General features: G+C 62.8%; 13 protein-coding genes and 1 pseudogene. 5 read left to right on the forward strand and 9 right to left on the reverse strand.

Annotated elements, in window-relative coordinates:
• Positions 1 to 110: 110 nt before the first annotated feature.
• The 5 genes from NLM27_RS20770 to NLM27_RS20790 form a co-directional block, all read right to left on the reverse strand.
• On the reverse strand, positions 111 to 3,206 hold the full coding sequence (locus tag NLM27_RS20770) for a MexW/MexI family multidrug efflux RND transporter permease subunit (protein ID WP_254145083.1): 3,096 nt from the start codon (positions 3,204 to 3,206) through the stop codon (positions 111 to 113).
• A gap of 71 nt (positions 3,207 to 3,277) precedes the next feature.
• Positions 3,278 to 4,471: an efflux RND transporter periplasmic adaptor subunit gene (locus NLM27_RS20775; protein WP_254145084.1), complete on the reverse strand. Its 1,194-nt coding sequence runs from the start codon at positions 4,469 to 4,471 to the stop codon at positions 3,278 to 3,280.
• A gap of 1 nt (position 4,472) precedes the next feature.
• A complete protein-coding gene (locus NLM27_RS20780) occupies positions 4,473 to 5,159 on the reverse strand; it encodes a TetR/AcrR family transcriptional regulator (RefSeq protein ID WP_254145085.1) in 687 nt (228 codons plus the stop codon).
• Between the two features lie 150 nt (positions 5,160 to 5,309).
• Positions 5,310 to 5,900, reverse strand: a complete 591-nt coding sequence (locus NLM27_RS20785; RefSeq protein WP_254145086.1) for a thiamine pyrophosphate-dependent enzyme — start codon at positions 5,898 to 5,900, stop codon at positions 5,310 to 5,312.
• The gene (locus tag NLM27_RS20790; protein ID WP_254145087.1) at positions 5,897 to 6,439 is read right to left on the reverse strand and encodes a thiamine pyrophosphate-binding protein; all 543 of its coding nucleotides are present in this window, start codon (positions 6,437 to 6,439) and stop codon (positions 5,897 to 5,899) included. The genes NLM27_RS20785 and NLM27_RS20790 overlap by 4 nt, the downstream gene beginning before the upstream one ends.
• Before the next feature lie 107 nt (positions 6,440 to 6,546).
• On the opposite strand from NLM27_RS20790, the gene NLM27_RS20795 reads away from it, so the two are divergent.
• The 3 genes from NLM27_RS20795 (at position 6,547) to NLM27_RS20810 (ending at position 11,355) form a co-directional block, all read left to right on the forward strand.
• On the forward strand, positions 6,547 to 7,779 hold the full coding sequence (locus NLM27_RS20795; RefSeq protein WP_254145088.1) for a cytochrome P450: 1,233 nt from the start codon (positions 6,547 to 6,549) through the stop codon (positions 7,777 to 7,779).
• Positions 7,780 to 8,009: 230 nt separating this feature from the next.
• Entirely contained in the window at positions 8,010 to 9,224 is a 1,215-nt protein-coding gene (gene rocD / locus NLM27_RS20800; protein WP_254145089.1) for an ornithine--oxo-acid transaminase, read from the forward strand.
• 586 nt (positions 9,225 to 9,810) lie between these two features.
• Entirely contained in the window at positions 9,811 to 11,355 is a 1,545-nt protein-coding gene (locus tag NLM27_RS20810) for a Spy/CpxP family protein refolding chaperone (protein ID WP_254148880.1), read from the forward strand.
• A gap of 102 nt (positions 11,356 to 11,457) precedes the next feature.
• On the opposite strand, the gene NLM27_RS20815 is transcribed toward NLM27_RS20810, so the two are convergent.
• Together NLM27_RS20815 and NLM27_RS20820 are read right to left on the reverse strand one after the other, a co-directional pair.
• Positions 11,458 to 12,429, reverse strand: a complete 972-nt coding sequence (locus tag NLM27_RS20815; protein ID WP_254145090.1) for an ABC transporter substrate-binding protein — start codon at positions 12,427 to 12,429, stop codon at positions 11,458 to 11,460.
• Between the two features lie 563 nt (positions 12,430 to 12,992).
• Positions 12,993 to 13,940: a sterol desaturase family protein gene (locus NLM27_RS20820; protein WP_254145091.1), complete on the reverse strand. Its 948-nt coding sequence runs from the start codon at positions 13,938 to 13,940 to the stop codon at positions 12,993 to 12,995.
• A 520-nt stretch (positions 13,941 to 14,460) separates the two neighbouring features.
• Between NLM27_RS20820 and NLM27_RS20825 the strand changes: the two genes are divergently transcribed.
• Positions 14,461 to 14,817 carry a hypothetical protein gene (locus NLM27_RS20825; RefSeq protein WP_254145092.1) on the forward strand — a complete coding sequence of 119 codons (357 nt, stop codon included), beginning with the start codon at positions 14,461 to 14,463 and terminating at the stop codon, positions 14,815 to 14,817.
• Between the two features lie 25 nt (positions 14,818 to 14,842).
• A complete protein-coding gene (locus NLM27_RS20830; protein WP_254145093.1) occupies positions 14,843 to 15,040 on the forward strand; it encodes a Spy/CpxP family protein refolding chaperone in 198 nt (65 codons plus the stop codon).
• A gap of 443 nt (positions 15,041 to 15,483) precedes the next feature.
• Here the strand turns inward: NLM27_RS20830 and NLM27_RS20835 are convergent, their stop codons facing one another.
• Together NLM27_RS20835 and NLM27_RS20840 are read right to left on the reverse strand one after the other, a co-directional pair.
• A complete protein-coding gene (locus NLM27_RS20835) occupies positions 15,484 to 16,344 on the reverse strand; it encodes an SDR family oxidoreductase (RefSeq protein WP_254145094.1) in 861 nt (286 codons plus the stop codon).
• Between the two features lie 218 nt (positions 16,345 to 16,562).
• Positions 16,563 to 16,979, reverse strand: a pseudogene (locus tag NLM27_RS20840) (methylglyoxal synthase); the annotation flags it as partial.
• Between the last annotated feature and the right edge of the window lie 12 nt (positions 16,980 to 16,991).

Consider the following 16,991-nt stretch of genomic DNA (forward strand, 5'->3'; position numbering starts at 1 on the left):
TGTCTCTCGCAAGCGCGGAAACGGCCCGCCCGACGCGGTTGGGGGAACACAACAAAAAAGGGCGACAACGGATTGGCCGCTGCCGCCCTCTCATCGGTTTGCTTGCGGTCTCAGGTCGGCCGCAGGGCCTTGGAGTCGAGGTCGAGATCGGCGACCTGCTTGTTCCGCTCCGAATCGGCCGCCGCGCGATGGTCGGTCGCCAGCACCACATAGACCGCCGGCAGCACGAACAGCGTGAACAGCGTGCCGATCGACATGCCGGCGACGACCACCAGACCGATCGAGAAGCGGCTGGCCGCGCCGGCGCCGGTCGCGGTCAGGAGCGGGATCAGGCCGGTCACCATCGCGGCCGTGGTCATCAGGATCGGCCGTAGCCGGATGCGGGCCGACATCTCGATCGCGGAGCGGCGGTCGAGCCGCTCGTTGACCTGGAGCTCGTTGGCGAACTCCACCATCAGGATGCCGTGCTTTGTGATCAGGCCGACCAGGGTGAGCAGACCGACCTGGGTGTAGATGTTCATGGTCGCAACGCCGAAGAACAACGGTATCAGCGCGCCGACGATCGCCATCGGCACCGAGATCATGATCACCAGCGGGTCGCGCAAGCTCTCGAACTGCGCCGCCAGCACCAGGAAGATGATGATCAGCGCGAAGCCGAAGGTGATCGCGAGCTGATTGCCTTCCTGCACATACTGCCGGCTATCGGCCAGATAGTCGTGGCTGAAGCCCTGCGGCAGCTTCTTGGCCTCGCCTTCGAGGAAGTCGACCGCCGCGCCGACGGTCACGCCGGGCATCGGCACGGCAGAGAACGTCGCCGAATTGAGCTGGTTGTAGTGAGTCAGCGAGTTCGGGTCGGTCTTAGTCCTGATCGAGACCACGGTCGACAGCGGAAGCTGCTGGCCGGTGTTGGTCGTCACATAGTAGCCGCCGAGCGATTCCGGCGAGAGCCGCTTGCCGCGCGGCACCTGCGGAATCACCTGATAGGAACGGCCCTCGAGGTTGAAGCGGTTGATGTAGTTGCCGCCGAGCAGCACCGCGAGCGTTGCGCCGAGGTTCTGCATGTTGACGCCGAGGTCCTGCGCTTTGGTGCGGTCGATCGTCACCTCGACGTTCGGCTGGTTGTAGGCAAGGTCGCTGTCGGAGACGATGAACATGCCGCTCTTGCGCGCGGCGTCCTTCAGCTTCTCCATCTGCTCAAAGACCGTCTGGAAGCCTGCCGTGGAGTTGATCACCATTTGGATCGGGAGACCGCCCGGTCCGCCCGGGAGCGGCGGCAGGTTGAAGGCGAAGGCCTGCACGCCCTCGATCTTGGCGAGCTCCGCCTGCACCAGCGGCTTCAGGGCGATCGACGAGCGTTTGCGCTCGTCCCAGGGCTTCAAGAGCATGCCGGCGATGCCGCCCTGCGGGCCATTGATGCCGTTCAGCACGAAACGCAGATCGGTCTCTGGGAATTTCTGGAATTCCTTGTCGAGCTTCTCGCCGTAGAAATCGACATAGTCGATGTTGGCGTATTTCGGAGCCTTGGTCACCGCGAACACGATACCCTGGTCCTCCTCCGGCGCCAGCTCCTTCGAGGTGTGCATGTAGAGGAAGCCGACCAGCCCGAGGATCGTCACCGCGAACAGGCCGGTGATGGCCTTGTAGTCCAGCGAGCGATCGAGCTTGCGCCCGTACCACCGCGTTATCGCGCCGAACACCCGGTTCACCAGCTTGGCGAAGCGCCCCTCTTCGGTGTTCTTCAGCAGCACCGAGCACATCATCGGCGACAGCGTCAGCGCGATCACACCCGACACGATCACCGAGCCCGCCAGCGTAAAGGCGAATTCGCGGAACAACGAGCCGGTGAGGCCGCCGAGGAAACCGATCGGCGCATACACCGCGGCGAGCGTGATCGTCATCGAGATGACGGGGCCGACGATTTCGCGCGCGCCTTGCAGCGACGCCTGTACCGGCGTCTTGCCCTCCTCCAGATGGCGGTGGATGTTCTCAACCACGACGATGGCGTCGTCGACCACGAGGCCGATCGCGAGCACCATCGCGAGTAGGGTCAGGAGGTTGAAGCTGAAGCCCAGCGCCAGCATCAGGGTGCAGACGCCGATCATCGACAGCGGAATGGTGACGACGGGAATGATGACCGAGCGGAGCGAGGCCAGGAACAGGAAGATGACCACGATCACGATGAGCACGGCTTCGCCCAACGTCTTCTCCACCTCGTCGATCGAGGACTGGATGAACTTGGTCGAATCGTAGGCGACCTTCATCTTCATCGACGGTGGCAGATTGCGTTCCAGTTCGGGGAACAACGCGCGCACGCCCTTGACCAGCGTCAGCGGGTTGCCCTGCGGCGTTGCCTGCACGCCGATGAAGATCGCGTGCTCGCCGTTGAAGGCGACGCTGGCGTCGGTGCTTTGCGCGGCAAGCTCGACGGTAGCGATGTCCTCCATCCGCACGAAGCCGCCGTCCTTGGCCTTGACGATCATCTTCTTGAACTGGTTGACATCGGTCAGGCCTGTGTTCGTCGAGACGTTCGAGACGATGAGATAGCCCTTGGTCTGACCTGCCGCGGACTGAAAGTTGTTGGCCTGGATCGCCGCGGCAACGTCGGCCGGCGAGACATTGCGGCCGGCCATCTTCACGGGATCGAGCCACAGCCGCATCGCAAACGTCTGGCCGCCCAGAATGTCGGCCGAGGCCACGCCATCGACGGTCGACAGCACCGGCTGCACCACGCGCGTCAGATAATCAGAGATCGCCGAGCCCGACAGCTCCTCGGACGAGAAGCCGAGATACATCACGGCCGTGGTCTGGCCGGTGGTCTTGGTGACGATCGGGTCGTTGGATTCTTTCGGAATGAGGTATTTGACCGAGTTCGTCTTGGCCAGCACCTCGGTGAGCGCCTGGTTCGGATCGAAGTTCAGCTTGATGTAGACCTGGATCGTCGAGGTGCCGAGCACCGAGGACGAGGTGATGTAGTCGACGCCCTCGGCGGACGCGACCGCCTGCTCGATCGGCGTGGTGATGAAGCCCTGGATCAGGTCCGCGGACGCGCCGGGATAGACGGTCGTGATGTTGATGACCGTGTTCGACAGCTTCGGATACTGCTGGATCGGCAGCACCATCGCCGCACGTAGACCGATCAGCAGGATCAGCAGGCTGACGACGACCGACAGGACCGGTCGCTTGATGAAAATATCGGTAAAGCGCATCGCGGCGATCTCGAATTCTTTGTCTCAAGAAGCGTGATCCGGCCGAGCCGGATCACGCGAATGTAGTTGGGTCAGTAACGCGGCGGCTGCGCCGGGATCTGCGGGGCCGGGTCAGTCGAAATCGCCACTGCCGCACCCGATTGCAGCTTGAGCTGGCCGACGGCGACGATCTTGTCGCCCGCCTTCAGGCCCTTGATGATTTCGACGCGACCTTCGACCCGGTTGCCGGTCTGCACGAAGGTGCGCACCGCGGAGAGGCTGGTCTTGCCGTCCTCTTCCTTCTTCTCGGTGATCACAAACACCGAGTCGCCGTACAGCGTGTAGTCGACCGCCGTCTCGGGAACGGTGATCACGGCCGGCTTGTCCGGCAGCACCACCGTGGTGGTCACGAACATGCCGGGCTTCAGGATCTTCTCCGGGTTGGCGATCGTCGCCTGCACGCGGATGTTGCGGGTGTCGGTCGAGATTTGCGGCTCGATCGTGGTGATCTTGCCGTCGAAGGTGCGGCCCGGATAGGCGTCGACCTTCAACCGGACGACCTGACCGACCTTGAGGTTGCCCGAGTCCTTTTCCGTCACCGTGAAGTTGGCCCACAGCTCCGACAGATCGGTCAGCGAGACGATGGCAGTGCCGGCGGTGAGATACTGGCCGACCTCGACCTTGCGGACGCCGAGATCGCCGGAGAACGGCGCACGCACCAGCTTCTGCGAGATCAGCGCCTCGGTCTTGGCGATGCCGGCCTGCGCCTGGTCGTAGGCGGCCTGGGCCTGATCGACGGTCGCCTGCGGACCGAACTGGCGCGCGGCGAGCTGCTTGGCGCGGTCGAGCGACAGCTGCGCCACGGTCGCCTGCGCCTTGTAATTTGCGAGGTCACCCTGCTCCGGCATGTCGAACAATTGCACGAGCGGCGTGCCGGCCTCGACACGCGTGCCTGGCTCGAACTTGATCTCGGTGACGCGGCCGTTGACGTCGGCGCTGACATCGACCTGGTGCACGGCGACAAGGCTGCCGACGGCGGTGAGCAGGTTCGGCACCACCTCGGACTTCGCTTCAGCCGCGCTAACCGCGGTTGGCGGCGGCTTGTTGTTGGCGAAGAACTGCTTGATCATCTGGCCGCGGAAATAATTGAACCAGACGAGACCACCGACCAGCGCGCCGAGAAGCGTGCCGACGATGATGAACCACAGCACCGGCCGGACCGGACGCTTGGGAGCCTTGTTGTCGATCGGTTGGCCCGAAATTTTGTTTTCGGCTACGATGTTCATGTCATGCGCTCTCTGCAATCGCCGTCTTGCCCGCACTCGTGGCCTGATCGTGGCCCAGATGCGAAGCAATTGCGGCGTCGTTAAGTCCGATACCCCTCAGGAGAAACTCACAGAGCTGCCGCTCCAGATCGTTCGCCTTCCCGTAAGCGAGACAGGGCGTGGCCGGCAGCCTGGTCAACGCTGCGGTCATCACCGCATGATGCGCGAACCAGAACAGGTTGAGCGGATCACCCGTGCACGGCCGCGCGTCTCCGGCGGCCACCGCACGATCGAGCGAAGCGACGAAGACAGCCCCGATCAGCGTCTCGATCTTGGCATATAGCAAACGGGCGAATTCGCCATCATCCAAATGGCTCGTGGCCATCAGCCGCAGCCGCTGCGCCTCTTCCTGGTCGGGCCCGTCGGCGATCGCGAGGAAATGCTGGACCATGCCGCGGATCAGCTCGACCAGGGCCGCCGTCGACGGCTCCCGTTCGAGCAGTTCCGTCAGGGCCGGATCGGCCTCGCATTCGTCGCTCAGGATCTCGGCGTACAGCGCCGCCTTGGACGGGAAATGCTTGAACAGCAGCGCCTCGGAAATGGCAGCGGCGGCCGCCACGCTCTTGGTCGTGGTGCCGGTATAGCCGTGTCGGGCGAAGCAGCGTTTCGCGGCACCGAGGATCAATTGACGCCTCAGGTCGCTCGTCATACGCAATGAGCTCATGCTAGTGAGTAAGCACTCACCCACGCAAAAGTCAAGCGGTATGCTGCAACGCAACCTGAATGCGTTGTAGATTCAGCGGAAATTGGCTCCGCCCACACGGCTTGCGTGCAGGACCGAGATGCCGGCAAGCCGGCTCTAGATCGGCTGGAAACCGAGGTCGCCGCGGATCCGGTTGACGATGTAGGTCCCGTCCCGGGTCGGCAGGATCCGCTCAACGTTGTCGCTGCCGATCTTCACATTGGCAAAACGTGGCCCCACCGAGACGTCGTGGACGGCTTTGGCGAAGGCCTCCACCCCCGCCATGGTCGAGATCGATTGGCTATCGGCAATGCCGCAGGCCCTGGCGACGCCGACGAGGTCGGCGGCCGCGGAGGTATGGCTGGTCTGGCCGCCGGTCTCGCCATAGGCCTCGTTGTCGAGCACGACGATGGAGAGGTTGGACGGTTTCTGGAGCCCGATCGTGGCAAGGCTGCCCATGCCCATCAGCATCTCGCCGTCGCCGGTAATGACCAGCACCGGAAGCCGTGGCTGCGCCAGCGCGAGCCCGAGCCCGATCATCGCCGCGCCGCCCATGCCGCCCCAGAGATAGAAATTGCGGGCGTGGTCGCCGGCCGCGCACATGTCGTTGGTGGAGGCCCCGAGGCCGCCGATCGCAACGACGTCCTTGCGGTCCGCAAGCAGGGTGGACGCCACCTGGCGGCGGTCGAGGAGATTGGCCTTGCTCATTTGGTGAAAACCTTGGCGCCGATCAGGCGCTGCGACAGAAGGACGGCAGTGGGGGTGAGCGCATTGTAGGCCTGCGCGGCGGCCGCCTCGAGCACGGCCGGAACCTCGGCTGGGTTCGAAGCGCGCAGCACCTGGACGCCAAAAAGCTCGAACACGCCTTGCGTGGTCGATCCCATCGGCACCTGCCACGGATTGAACTCGCCCCACTCGCCGCGCATGGTCACGAGGGTGAGGAACGGAAAGCGCAGGATCGGGATCAGCGACAGCATGTTGATGCAATTGCCGACGCCGCTCGACTGCATCAGCAGCACGCCGCGCTGCCCGCCGGTCCAGGCGCCGGCCAGAAGCGCGACGCCCTCCTCCTCCGTCGTCAACGCAATGCCGCGCATCGTGGAGGACGCGAGCACGCGCTGGATCAGCTTGGAATGACCAGCGTCGGGCACGTACGGCACCTGCCGGACGTCGAAACGTTGCAATGTCGCGAAAATATCATCGGGCCAATTCGGGGCCGTGTCGGGAGCGTCAGCGCGCGCGTGCATTTTCCTGTCCGGTCGGCTAGCAAAGACTAGCGCGACTGTAGACGCATGAACGCGTCGATCAGAACAACAAAAACGGCATATCGGCTTTAACCGGCGAGTATAACGGGATGAACGCAGATGCGAGAGAGCTGGCGGCAAGCTTCGACCTCGAGAAGCTGACGCCAGAATTCTACGACAACCCCTATCCAACCTATCGTGCACTGCGGGAGAACGAGCCGGTCAAGCGCCTGCCGAACGGCTCCGTGTTCCTGACGCGCTATGACGATCTCGTCACGACGTACAAGAACACAAAATCGTTCAGCTCGGACAAGAAGCGCGAGTTCGCACCGAAATACGGCGACAGCCTGCTCTACGAACACCACACCACGAGCCTGGTGTTCAACGATCCGCCGGCCCATACCCGCGTGCGTCGCCTGATCATGGGCGCGCTGTCGCCGCGCGCGATCGCAGGGATGGAGGGCGACCTCATCAAGCTGGTCGACGGCCTGCTCGACGCGATTGCCGCCAAGGGGGCTTGCGAGCTCATCGAGGATTTCGCCGCATCGATCCCCATCGAGGTGATCGGCAATCTGCTCGATGTTCCCCATGACGAGCGCGCGCCGCTGCGCGACTGGTCACTGGCGATCCTCGGCGCGCTCGAACCCGTCGTGCGGCCAGAAGCTGCCGCGCGCGGCAACAAGGCGGTGAAGGATTTTCTCGCCTATCTCGAAACGCTGGTGGCGCGCCGGCGAGCGAAGCCCGGCAATCCCGAGCGCGATGTGCTGACGCGCCTGATCCAGGGAGAAGGTAACGGCGAGGAGAACGGCGAGCGTTTGACCGAGAAGGAGCTGCTGCACAATTGCATCTTCCTGCTCAATGCCGGGCACGAGACCACCACCAATTTGATCGGCAACGGCCTCGTCGCGCTGGACCGAAATCCGGATCAGAAGCAGCGGCTGATCGGCAATCCCGACATGATCAAGACCGCGGTCGAGGAGATGCTGCGTTACGAGAGCTCAAACCAGCTCGGCAACCGCATGACCACCGAGAAGGTCGAGCTCGGCGGCGTCACGCTCGAGGCCGGCACGTCGGTGACGCTATGCATTGGCGCGGCCAACCGCGATCCCGCCCAGTTTCCGGACCCCGAACGTTTCGACATCGCACGTACCCCGAACCGGCACCTCGCCTTCGCCACCGGCGCGCATCAATGTGCCGGCATGGCGCTGGCGCGGCTGGAAGGTGCGATTGCGATCTCACGCTTCCTGGCGCGCTTTCCGAACTATTCCGTGAGCGGACAGCCGGTGCGGGGCGGACGGGTGCGGTTCCGCGGCTTTTTGAGCGTGCCCTGCGCGCTTCGCTGAGGGCCAACAACAAAAATGGCGAAAACAACCCCATGCACAGTACAGGGTGCGTCGGCGAACGATGCCGGCTCCTCCCACAGAACTATCTGACATTTCGAGAAAATCGGGCCGCGCCGCGCCACCGGACGCATCAAGGCTTCCGAGCGGGCAAACCGATACCCACATCAGTTTGAGCGCCGCCCCGGTGCGGTCGGTTGACGCCCAGCCCGGGAGCAATGGAGTGACGACAGATGAGCTCGTCGGTCATTGATTTCGTTGCGACGGAAGCACGCTTTGGCGCCCAAAACTACGAGCCGATCGGGGTCGTCCTGTCGCGCGGCGAGGGTATCTGGGTCTGGGATACCGACGGCAACCGCTATCTCGATTGCCTCTCCGCCTATTCGGCGGTCAGCCAGGGCCACTGCCACCCCAAGATCCTGGCGGCGATGGTGGAACAGGCACACAGGCTGACGCTCACCTCGCGCGCCTTCCACAACGACCAGCTCGCCTTGTTCTACGAGGAGATCGCAGCGCTGACCGGCTCCCACAAGGTGCTGCCGATGAACAGCGGCGCAGAGGCGGTCGAAAGCGCGATCAAGTCGGTGCGCAAATGGGGCTACGAGGTGAAGGGCGTGCCGGACGGCCAGGCCGAGATCATCGTCTGCGCCAACAATTTCCACGGACGCACGCTGGGCATCGTCGGCTTTTCAACCGACCCCGAGACGCGCACACATTTCGGGCCGTTTGCGCCGGGCTTCAAGCTCATCCCGTTCGGCGACGCCCCGGCGCTGGAAGCAGCAATCACGCCAAACACCGTCGCCTTTCTGGTCGAGCCGATCCAGGGCGAAGCCGGTGTCATCATTCCTCCAGCCGGCTATTTCACTGAGGTGCGGAAGCTTTGCACCGCCAACAACGTGATGCTGGTGCTCGACGAGATCCAGACCGGGCTCGGCCGCACCGGCAAGCTGCTCGCCGAACAGCACGAGGGAATCGAGGCGGACGTGACGCTGCTCGGCAAGGCCTTGTCCGGCGGCTTCTATCCGGTGTCGGCCGTGCTCTCGAACAACGCAGTGCTCGGGACATTGAGGCCCGGGCAGCACGGTTCGACTTTCGGCGGCAACCCACTTGCCTGCGCGGTGGCGCGCGCGGCGATGCGGGTGCTGGTCGAGGAAGGCATGATCGAGAATGCGGCGAGGCAAGGCGCGCGCTTTCTGGAAGGCTTGAAGGCCATCCGTGCCAACACGATCCGCGAGGTGCGCGGGCGCGGCTTGATGCTGGCGGTCGAGCTTCATCCGGAGGCCGGACGCGCACGCCGCTACTGCGAGGCGCTCCAGGGCAAGGGCATCCTCGCCAAGGATACCCATGAGCATACCATCCGCATCGCCCCGCCGCTGGTGATCACCAGTGATCAAGTCGACTGGGCGCTGGAGCGGATCGCCGCGGTCCTGACGCAGGATTTCTCTTGAGGCTGCCTGCGGCGGAAGATCGCAACGCCGGCCGCGGCCAACAACGAACGATTCCGCCGTCCCTGCGTTGAAAGTCGTGGGCGATTACGAGCTGGGAGCTCAGACCATGCTTCCGCGTGGCGTTTGCCTGACGGCCGTTTTGGTTGGTGTCTCGATGCTGGGAGCGAGCGTCGGCGCGTTCGCCCAGGGACCTCCTGGACATGGCAGAGGTGGACCACCAGGGCCAGCCGCAGCGCCGGCAGCTCGGCCAGCAGCGCCGCCTGCCATGGCCCGTCCAGCAGCACCACCGGCCATGGCGCGTCCGGCGGCACCACCTGCCATGGCCCGTCCGGCGGCTCCGCCAGCCATGGCGCGGCCCTCCATGCCGCAGCGGCCTGCCATGGCGCCACGTCCGGCGCCGCACATCGCCTCACCGCCACCGCGTCCGACCCCACGTTTCACTGCGCCGCCGTCGCGCCCCGCCCCGCACGTGGCCTCGCCGCGGCCCGAATTCCGTCGGGCGCCGGCAGCGCCGCAACGTCCGGCCATGGCGCCGCGGCCGACGCCGAATATCGCCGCCCCATCGCGCCCGAGCGCACCAGCGGCCGTGAGCGAGCGACCGGGACCGCCGCGCGAGACACTTTCGCGCCAATCCGCGGAACGCCAAGGCCGCATCGACCGCTTGCAGCAGCGCGTGCAGCAATTGCAATCGCAGAAACCGGAAGGCGCAAGGGCGCAACACCAGCAGCAGCGGTTGCTGCAGTCGCAGAGCCGCCTTCTCGAGCGCGAGCAACGTGTCCAACAGCGCTCGCAGCTCGTCGAGCAGCGGCAGCGCGAGATGCTGTCGCGCCAGACGACGGAGCGCCAGACCCGCATCGATCGCCTGCAACAGCGCGTGCAGCAATTGCAATCGCAAAGGCCGGAAGGCGCGCGGGCGCAACGCGAGCAGCAACGGATGCTCCAGACGCAGAACCGCTTGCTTGGCCGTGAGCAGCGCGCGCAGCAAAGTGACCTGGCACGCCAGCAGCGGCTTGGACTGCAGGCTCCGGCGGCACGCGCTTCGGCGTTTGCGGCCGCCACGCAGGCCGCCGAGCGCGGACGGTTCGCCACGCGCTTCCGCGAGCAGGCCACGTCGCGGACCCAAGCGGCTCTCCTCACTCGCCAAAGTGGCTGGGCTCCCCGGCAGGCCTGGCGTCACCGCCATCCCGCGGTGTTCGTGGCCTGGCTTGGGCCCGTGTTCTGGCCTTACGCCTATTCCGACATCTTCAACTACACGTTCTGGTCCGATGGTTACGAGCCCGGATATTGGGCGTACGCCTATGACGACTTCGTCGACACCGTGTACTGGGGTGGTGACGGCCCCTCTTCCGCCTATGCCAGCACCAACCCGTATGACTATCCGCAAGCCGGCGGCGGCTCCCGCGCGCGCCAGCGTGCCAGCGTGAGCCCGCAGACGCTTCAGCAATTGTGCGGCACGCCGGACAAGGGCGTGACCGCCTGGCCGCTCGCCGATATCGCGCGAGCGGTGCGGCCGACGCCGGAGCAACGCACGCTGCTCGACGAGCTGAAGACGGCGGCGGCCAACGCTGCCGGTGTGTTCAAGGACTCCTGCGCGGAGACTTATGCACTGACTCCTCCTGGCCGCTTGCGCGCGATGATGAACCGCATCAGCGCGACGCTGGAAGCCGTCAAGATCGTTCGACCGGCACTGGAGAATTTCTACAACTCGCTCAGTGACGAACAGCAGGCCCGCTTCAACGAGCTTGGCCCCAATGCCGCCGAGCGCTCGCCGCAGCAGCAGGAGGCCAGTGCCCAGGAAGCCAATGCCGAAGGCTGCGCCGATCCCAAGTCCGGGCTGACGCAGTTGCCGATCCAGAGGATCGAGGCTGTGCTCCACCCCGCAGGTAAGCAGAAGGAGGCGCTCGACCGCCTCAGCGAAGCGACGGCGAAGGGCGTTGAGGGCCTGCAGGCGGCCTGTCCGAACGATGCGCCGCTGACGCCGGTTGGACGGCTGGAGACGATGCAGCACCGGCTCGAGGCCATGCTGACGGCCGCCAAGCTGGTCGAACCCGCTCTGGACGAGTTCTACGCCACGCTGAGCAGTGAGCAGAAGGCGCGCTTCAACACGCTGCAACAGGTCGCAAGCCCGTGACGGCAGCGCGCGTGGCGCTAAAGGCGCGATGAAACTCCGCACCGCGGCGAAACGAGGCGATGGGCCATGTGCAGACTCCTGCCGTGCCGCAAACCCATCATCTCATTCGATCACCTTGTCAGCGCGCGCCAATAAAGCCGCCGGAACCGTCATGCCCATCGCCATCGACGTCTTGAGGTTGATCACGAGCTCGAATTTCGTCGGCTGTTCGACCGGCATATCGGCGGGCATCGTGCCGCGCAAAAGGCTCACCGCAAATTGCGCCGTGCGGTCTGCCAACTGATCGAGGGATGGCCCGTAGCCGATAAAGCCACCTATCTCGGCCCAATAGGCCCATTGATACATCGCCGGAAGCCGCAGTGCTGCAACTCGTTCTATAATCAGCGGAACATTGCCGTCGATCATCGAGGACGAAAAAACATTCAGCGCCCTGGCGCCCGATGCCTCTGCTTCATCGATAGTCGCGACAATCTCCTCGGCTCTGGTGATGCGATAGATTGAAAGCTCGACGTTTTTTGCACGCGCCGCCTCTTGCAGGGCGCGAGCGTTCGTCTCAGTTGGAATGCGGGGATCGGCGAGAGCTGCCATGCGGCGAATTCCGGGCACGGCTTCGATCAGGATGTCCTGTCGCTTGCCGTCAAGCTCACGGGAGAAGATGCTGATCCCTGTGGTATTGCCATTGGGCCGGGCGAACGATTCTACCAATCGTTCCCCGACCATATCGCCTGCGATCCCGACGATGGGAATGCTGTTGGTTGCCTGCTGTACGGCGTGAACTGCCGCATCGCTAGCGGCATAGATGACATCGGGCTGGGCCAAGACTAGCTCCGCCGCATATTGCGAAATCAGATCGAGATGCGCAGCAAAGGCGCGGTAATCGATCGAGAGGTTTTGGCGTTCAATGAAACCAGCGCGCCGTAGTTTGTCAAAAAAGAGTACGTTAAAGGGAATATCGCGAGGATGCGGAGACAAGCAACCTAGGCGATATGTCCGTCCCTCTTTCTGAGCCAACGCTGTGAGCGGCAACGCCACGATCGCACTGCCGACTAGCGTTATGAACTCGCGCCGTCGCATTTCGTCGTCCTCAAGGCCGAGCGACAGCCTAACATATGCTTCAAACCCCACCGGTATTGTGCATCACAGCAATATGCGCGCTGATGTCGCAGATGGGTCTTGGCTGTGCGAAAACGCGAAGACGCTCAATCGCGATAGAAGAAGTTACTCGTCCAAGACTGTTTTAGTCGCTCAACGCGCAAGCGGATTCAACTTAGAGATCGAACTGAAAAGTATCATTCTTTGTCGAGTTTCGATTTTTGAGTTTTTACACAGCCAGGGTCAAAATGCGAAGAACTCAACCTGAGCAAATCTTGTCCGCTATGCCTCAATAAGCGGACCTCGTGGAGCGATGCTGCCACTTCGCCGAAGGGCCAAAAGCAGACCTCAGCCGCAGGCTCAGCTGTGTCCTTACGAACCTCGACTCGGACATGAATCGTGCGCTCCGCCCAGTCGCCCAAGCGCTAGAGCGTCATTAGACTTTGAGACATTTGGCGCAGGCGCGAACGTCGATCATCGGCACAGTTGCCATCGTCTGTGGCGTCGCGAGGGATCTGATGCTGGAAACAGCGGATCACGCCGCTTCATGGGTTCCGGTGTTCAAGGAATTCTTTCACCGGCCCGACGAAGGGGTGCACAAACTGGCCGAGCATGCCGCCGGGGATCGGCTTCACCGTACCGTATTTGACCGGCCAGCGGTCTTTGGGCAGGTGCCAAGTTCTGCCCAGCATATCGAACAGCGGCGTGTGTGCCGCGTAGTTCTTGTCGATGGCCTCGGCGTCCGACGCGTGGTGCCAGTGATGGAATTGCGGTGTAACGATCACGTACCGCAGCCAGCCGACATCCATCTTGATGTTTGAATGGATCAGCACCGATTGCACAGAGATGAAAATAAGATAGGCGAAGATCGTGTCTTGCGGGAAGCCGAGCAGGACGATCGGCACCAGCACCAGGGCGCGCGTTGCCAATGGCTCGAAGAAATGGAGGCGCGATCCCGAGAGCCAGTCCATGTGTTCGGGCGAATGATGGACCGCATGAATTCGCCACAACCACGGCACCTCGTGATAGGCGCGGTGAGAGATGTATTCGACTGCATCGGCCGCCAGGATCACCAGCACGAATCGGACGATCGCCGGCAGGGCCACGACATGCGCTTGCAGTGACGGGCTGATCGCCCAGGCGAAATAGTCATGGGCAAAATGTGTCGAGACCACTAGGAAGACGCCGATCAGCAGATGGTTGACGCCGAAATAGGCGAGATCGAGCCTCCAGCCGGGGCTGAGCGGCCCTTGCTCCGGCCGCACCCGTGGGAAGATCCACTCGAGCAGCACGAATGCTGCGCCGGTGAAGAATAGATCGAGCACCAGCCAGTCGAGTCCGAGATAGAAGCGCGGCTGGAGAAAATCCGGTGTTGGCACATAGGGCCCGCCAAGCAGCGTGGCGAGGAAAAGCGCACTGAGGCCGATCGTAGCGGGCACCCGCGGGCCGCCGAGCACGATCCCGATGACACCGAGCCAGGCACCGACGACCATGGCAATCGCGAGGGTGAGGCGGAGCAGCTCGACGTCGTAATGGACGCGGAGCTCAGGTGTCGTGAGAAAGGCGGGGTAACGCAGGCATAGCACCGCAGCGACGCTGAGCACGCCGACCGCGGCGCAGAGAGAACTGCCGATGCGCCCTTCACCGATTCGCGGCCTCGAGCTTTCCTGACCCATCAACAGTCTCCCAGCAGAATTTCTCTAGCGTCAGCATAGGCGCACGGGAACCTTCTTAGATCCAACGGATAGGGTACGAAGATGGCCGATAAGAGTTAAAATGCCAGAAGTCCAAGTCCGCTTTGGGTCACAAGCGGCGGTCGAAGTGAGCACGGCCGCGCGTCCGGTCTGCCGCCGATAGCCGACACTACAATGGTCTCAGCCTTGTTCGGCTAAGGGCCATTAACGGAACGTTATCGCTCCGGCCGTTTGATCGCGGCTCACTGGTCAATATGCAGTTATGCTGCCACTCGAAATTGACCTGCTCCAGAGCCGCGTTCGAAGCTAGGTGGACGAAATGGACCACAGTACCGCGCTGACAACGCTCGTCGAAGGAAACATCTTTCAGGCCAGTTTTCCTAACGGAGCAAGCTGCATTTGCTTAGTCAATTCGATCGCTGATGATGAAATCCGAGCAACGCGGATCACGACACAAGAGAAATTCGTCTTTGATCGTGCAACAGGTGCAGCCGTAATCGGTGACGGCTTAGCGGTCTGTACGATCAACTCAATAGCGCCATTGCCTGCTGAAATTCATGAGACCTTACTTCAGCTCGACCGAAGATACGGAAGCGGAGACTATCCCACCCTGCGCCGAGAAGAAATCGATGCTTTGCTGTTCGTTGAAGGGTTCTACCCTGCCCATCCGTTATGAATTGGGCGGCACTTCGAAGTCCGCAATGCGTCATTCGCGACGGGTCGGGCCAGCAGCAAGTCCGAACAATGTCCGTTCTGCCGCTGAAAGCGAAAGTCAATTCAGAGGGGCCATGCTGACGGCCGCCAAGCTGGTCGAACCCGCCCTGGACGAGTTCTATGCCACCTTGAGCAGCGAGCAGAAGGCGCACTTCAACACGCTGCGACAGCTCGCAAGCCCGTGAGGGCAGCGCGCGTGGGAGCTAAGGCGCGATGAATTGGGCTGAATCGTCTTCGCGCTTTAGGTTGTTGACGGTTACTATAGGGCACGTACTCATAAATCGAGCTTGATTGGTGCAGGCTTGCCCGATGTCGGGTATGCACCGGTAGCGATCAAACTCCGCACCGCGGCGAAACGACGCGATGGGCCACAACCGGACTCATGCACTGCAGCAAATAGGCATCTCGTTTGATCACTTCGCTAGTGCGGGCACAGAGATGGGCAGGATGCTCGACACTTTCTAACCGGATTGCGTTCTGACCAAAACCTGGTTCATTAGGAACTTGGCCTGCTGTGGCGGTTGTCCGGCCGCACCGATTGTCGACGCCCAACATCAGCGCGATGGCACGCCAGCGTGCTGCCGCGTGAGGACGGGTCGACGGCAGGCCGCCGACCCAGAACGCTCCATCACGCGAGTTCTTCGAGATGCCCGAGGCCCAGACCGCCGACGACGGCCTTCTGGACGGGCGCGACGTCGGCATTGATCTTGTCAGCACCGAACGACGTGCCCACCACCGTCCGAGCGGCGCGACTGCCCTTCGCCTGGCCGACGAGATTGGCGACCGCCTCGGCAATGTCGTGAGGCTTCGGAGCGTCCTTAGCCTGCAACATTGACTCCAAGATCTTGAAGAGGGCGTCGGGAGTCTTGCCGACCTCGCCGTAGGACTTCGTGATATCGCCGTCGGCAGGCCTCTGGATGCTAGAGTACAAGCTTGTCGCGTAGGCGCCAGGCTGAACTTCCACCACGTCTACGCCGAGTTGGGAGACCTCCAGCCGAATACTGTCGGTCAAAGCTTCGATCGCCATCTTGCTCGCGCCGTAGATGCCGAAGAAGGGGATCGTCACCCGGCCGAGGACCGAGCCCATGTTGATAATGAGACCTTCGCGCTCCCGACGCATCGATGGTAGCACTGCCCGGGTGACGCGGAGGAGACCGATGACGTTGGTGTCGAAGATCGCCTTGGCTTGATCGGCCGTGAAGGCTTCGGTCACGCCGGCTGATGCAATGCCGGCGTTGTTGACCAGCACGTTGATCTTGCCGGCCTTGGCGAGGATAGAAGCAATGGCGCGATCGACCGAGCCGCCATCGGTAACATCGAGCTCGACGACGTCGATTTTCTGGCTTCGCAGCGCGTCGGCGTGGCAGCGATTGCGGCTGGCGATGTCGCGCATCGCGGCGAACACGCGATAGCCGTCGCGCGCCAGCCTTTCCGCGGTTTCGCGGCCGAAGCCGCTCGATGTGCCGGTGATGAGAATGGTCTTGGTCATGGTTTGTCTCCGGTGATGAAGGTTGCGAGTCAATGCAAGATCGATCCGATTTCGGCAGCAGTCGTCCGAAAGCTGACCTTACTTCAGCGGGTTACCGGGGGGCTGGCCACTTCCTCCCCGTCCCTCTCATGGACGCCGAGGTGGCGTCTCTGCCTCAGGCTCTCGACAGCGCCTTCCGCAGCGAGCTTGGAGTGCGAGCCGACGCGCAGGCGGGCTCTGTGCTTTGAGTGGTTGGGAAACACGCGTTTATATCCTGTCGTCATCAATGGCGACGAAATAAGGAAGTCGGCGGAAGCGCGATTGCAAGCGAGCGGAACATTCCACACGACGGTGATGCGCAGCAGCGCTTTCACGTCGTCGTCGTGAGGTTGAGATTGCAACGGGTCCAGGAAGAAGATCACAAAATCAATCTGGCCTTCCGTGATTCGGGACCCGATTTGCTGGTCACCTCCTAAAGCTCCGCTTTCCAGGAGCGTCACGTTCAGTCCGAGCCTGTTCCTAAGGATCTCGCCGGTTGTCCGCGTGGAACAGAGAGAGTGCTCTGCCAACACTCGGCAATTGAACTTGGCCCACGCGACAAGCTCTTCCTTCTTGTTGTCGTGCGCGACCAAAGCGATATTCTTCCTGCTCGCCATTGCAATGATGTC

It is taken from the genome of Bradyrhizobium sp. CCGB12 (assembly GCF_024199845.1).
Classification (GTDB): Bacteria; Pseudomonadota; Alphaproteobacteria; order Rhizobiales; family Xanthobacteraceae; genus Bradyrhizobium.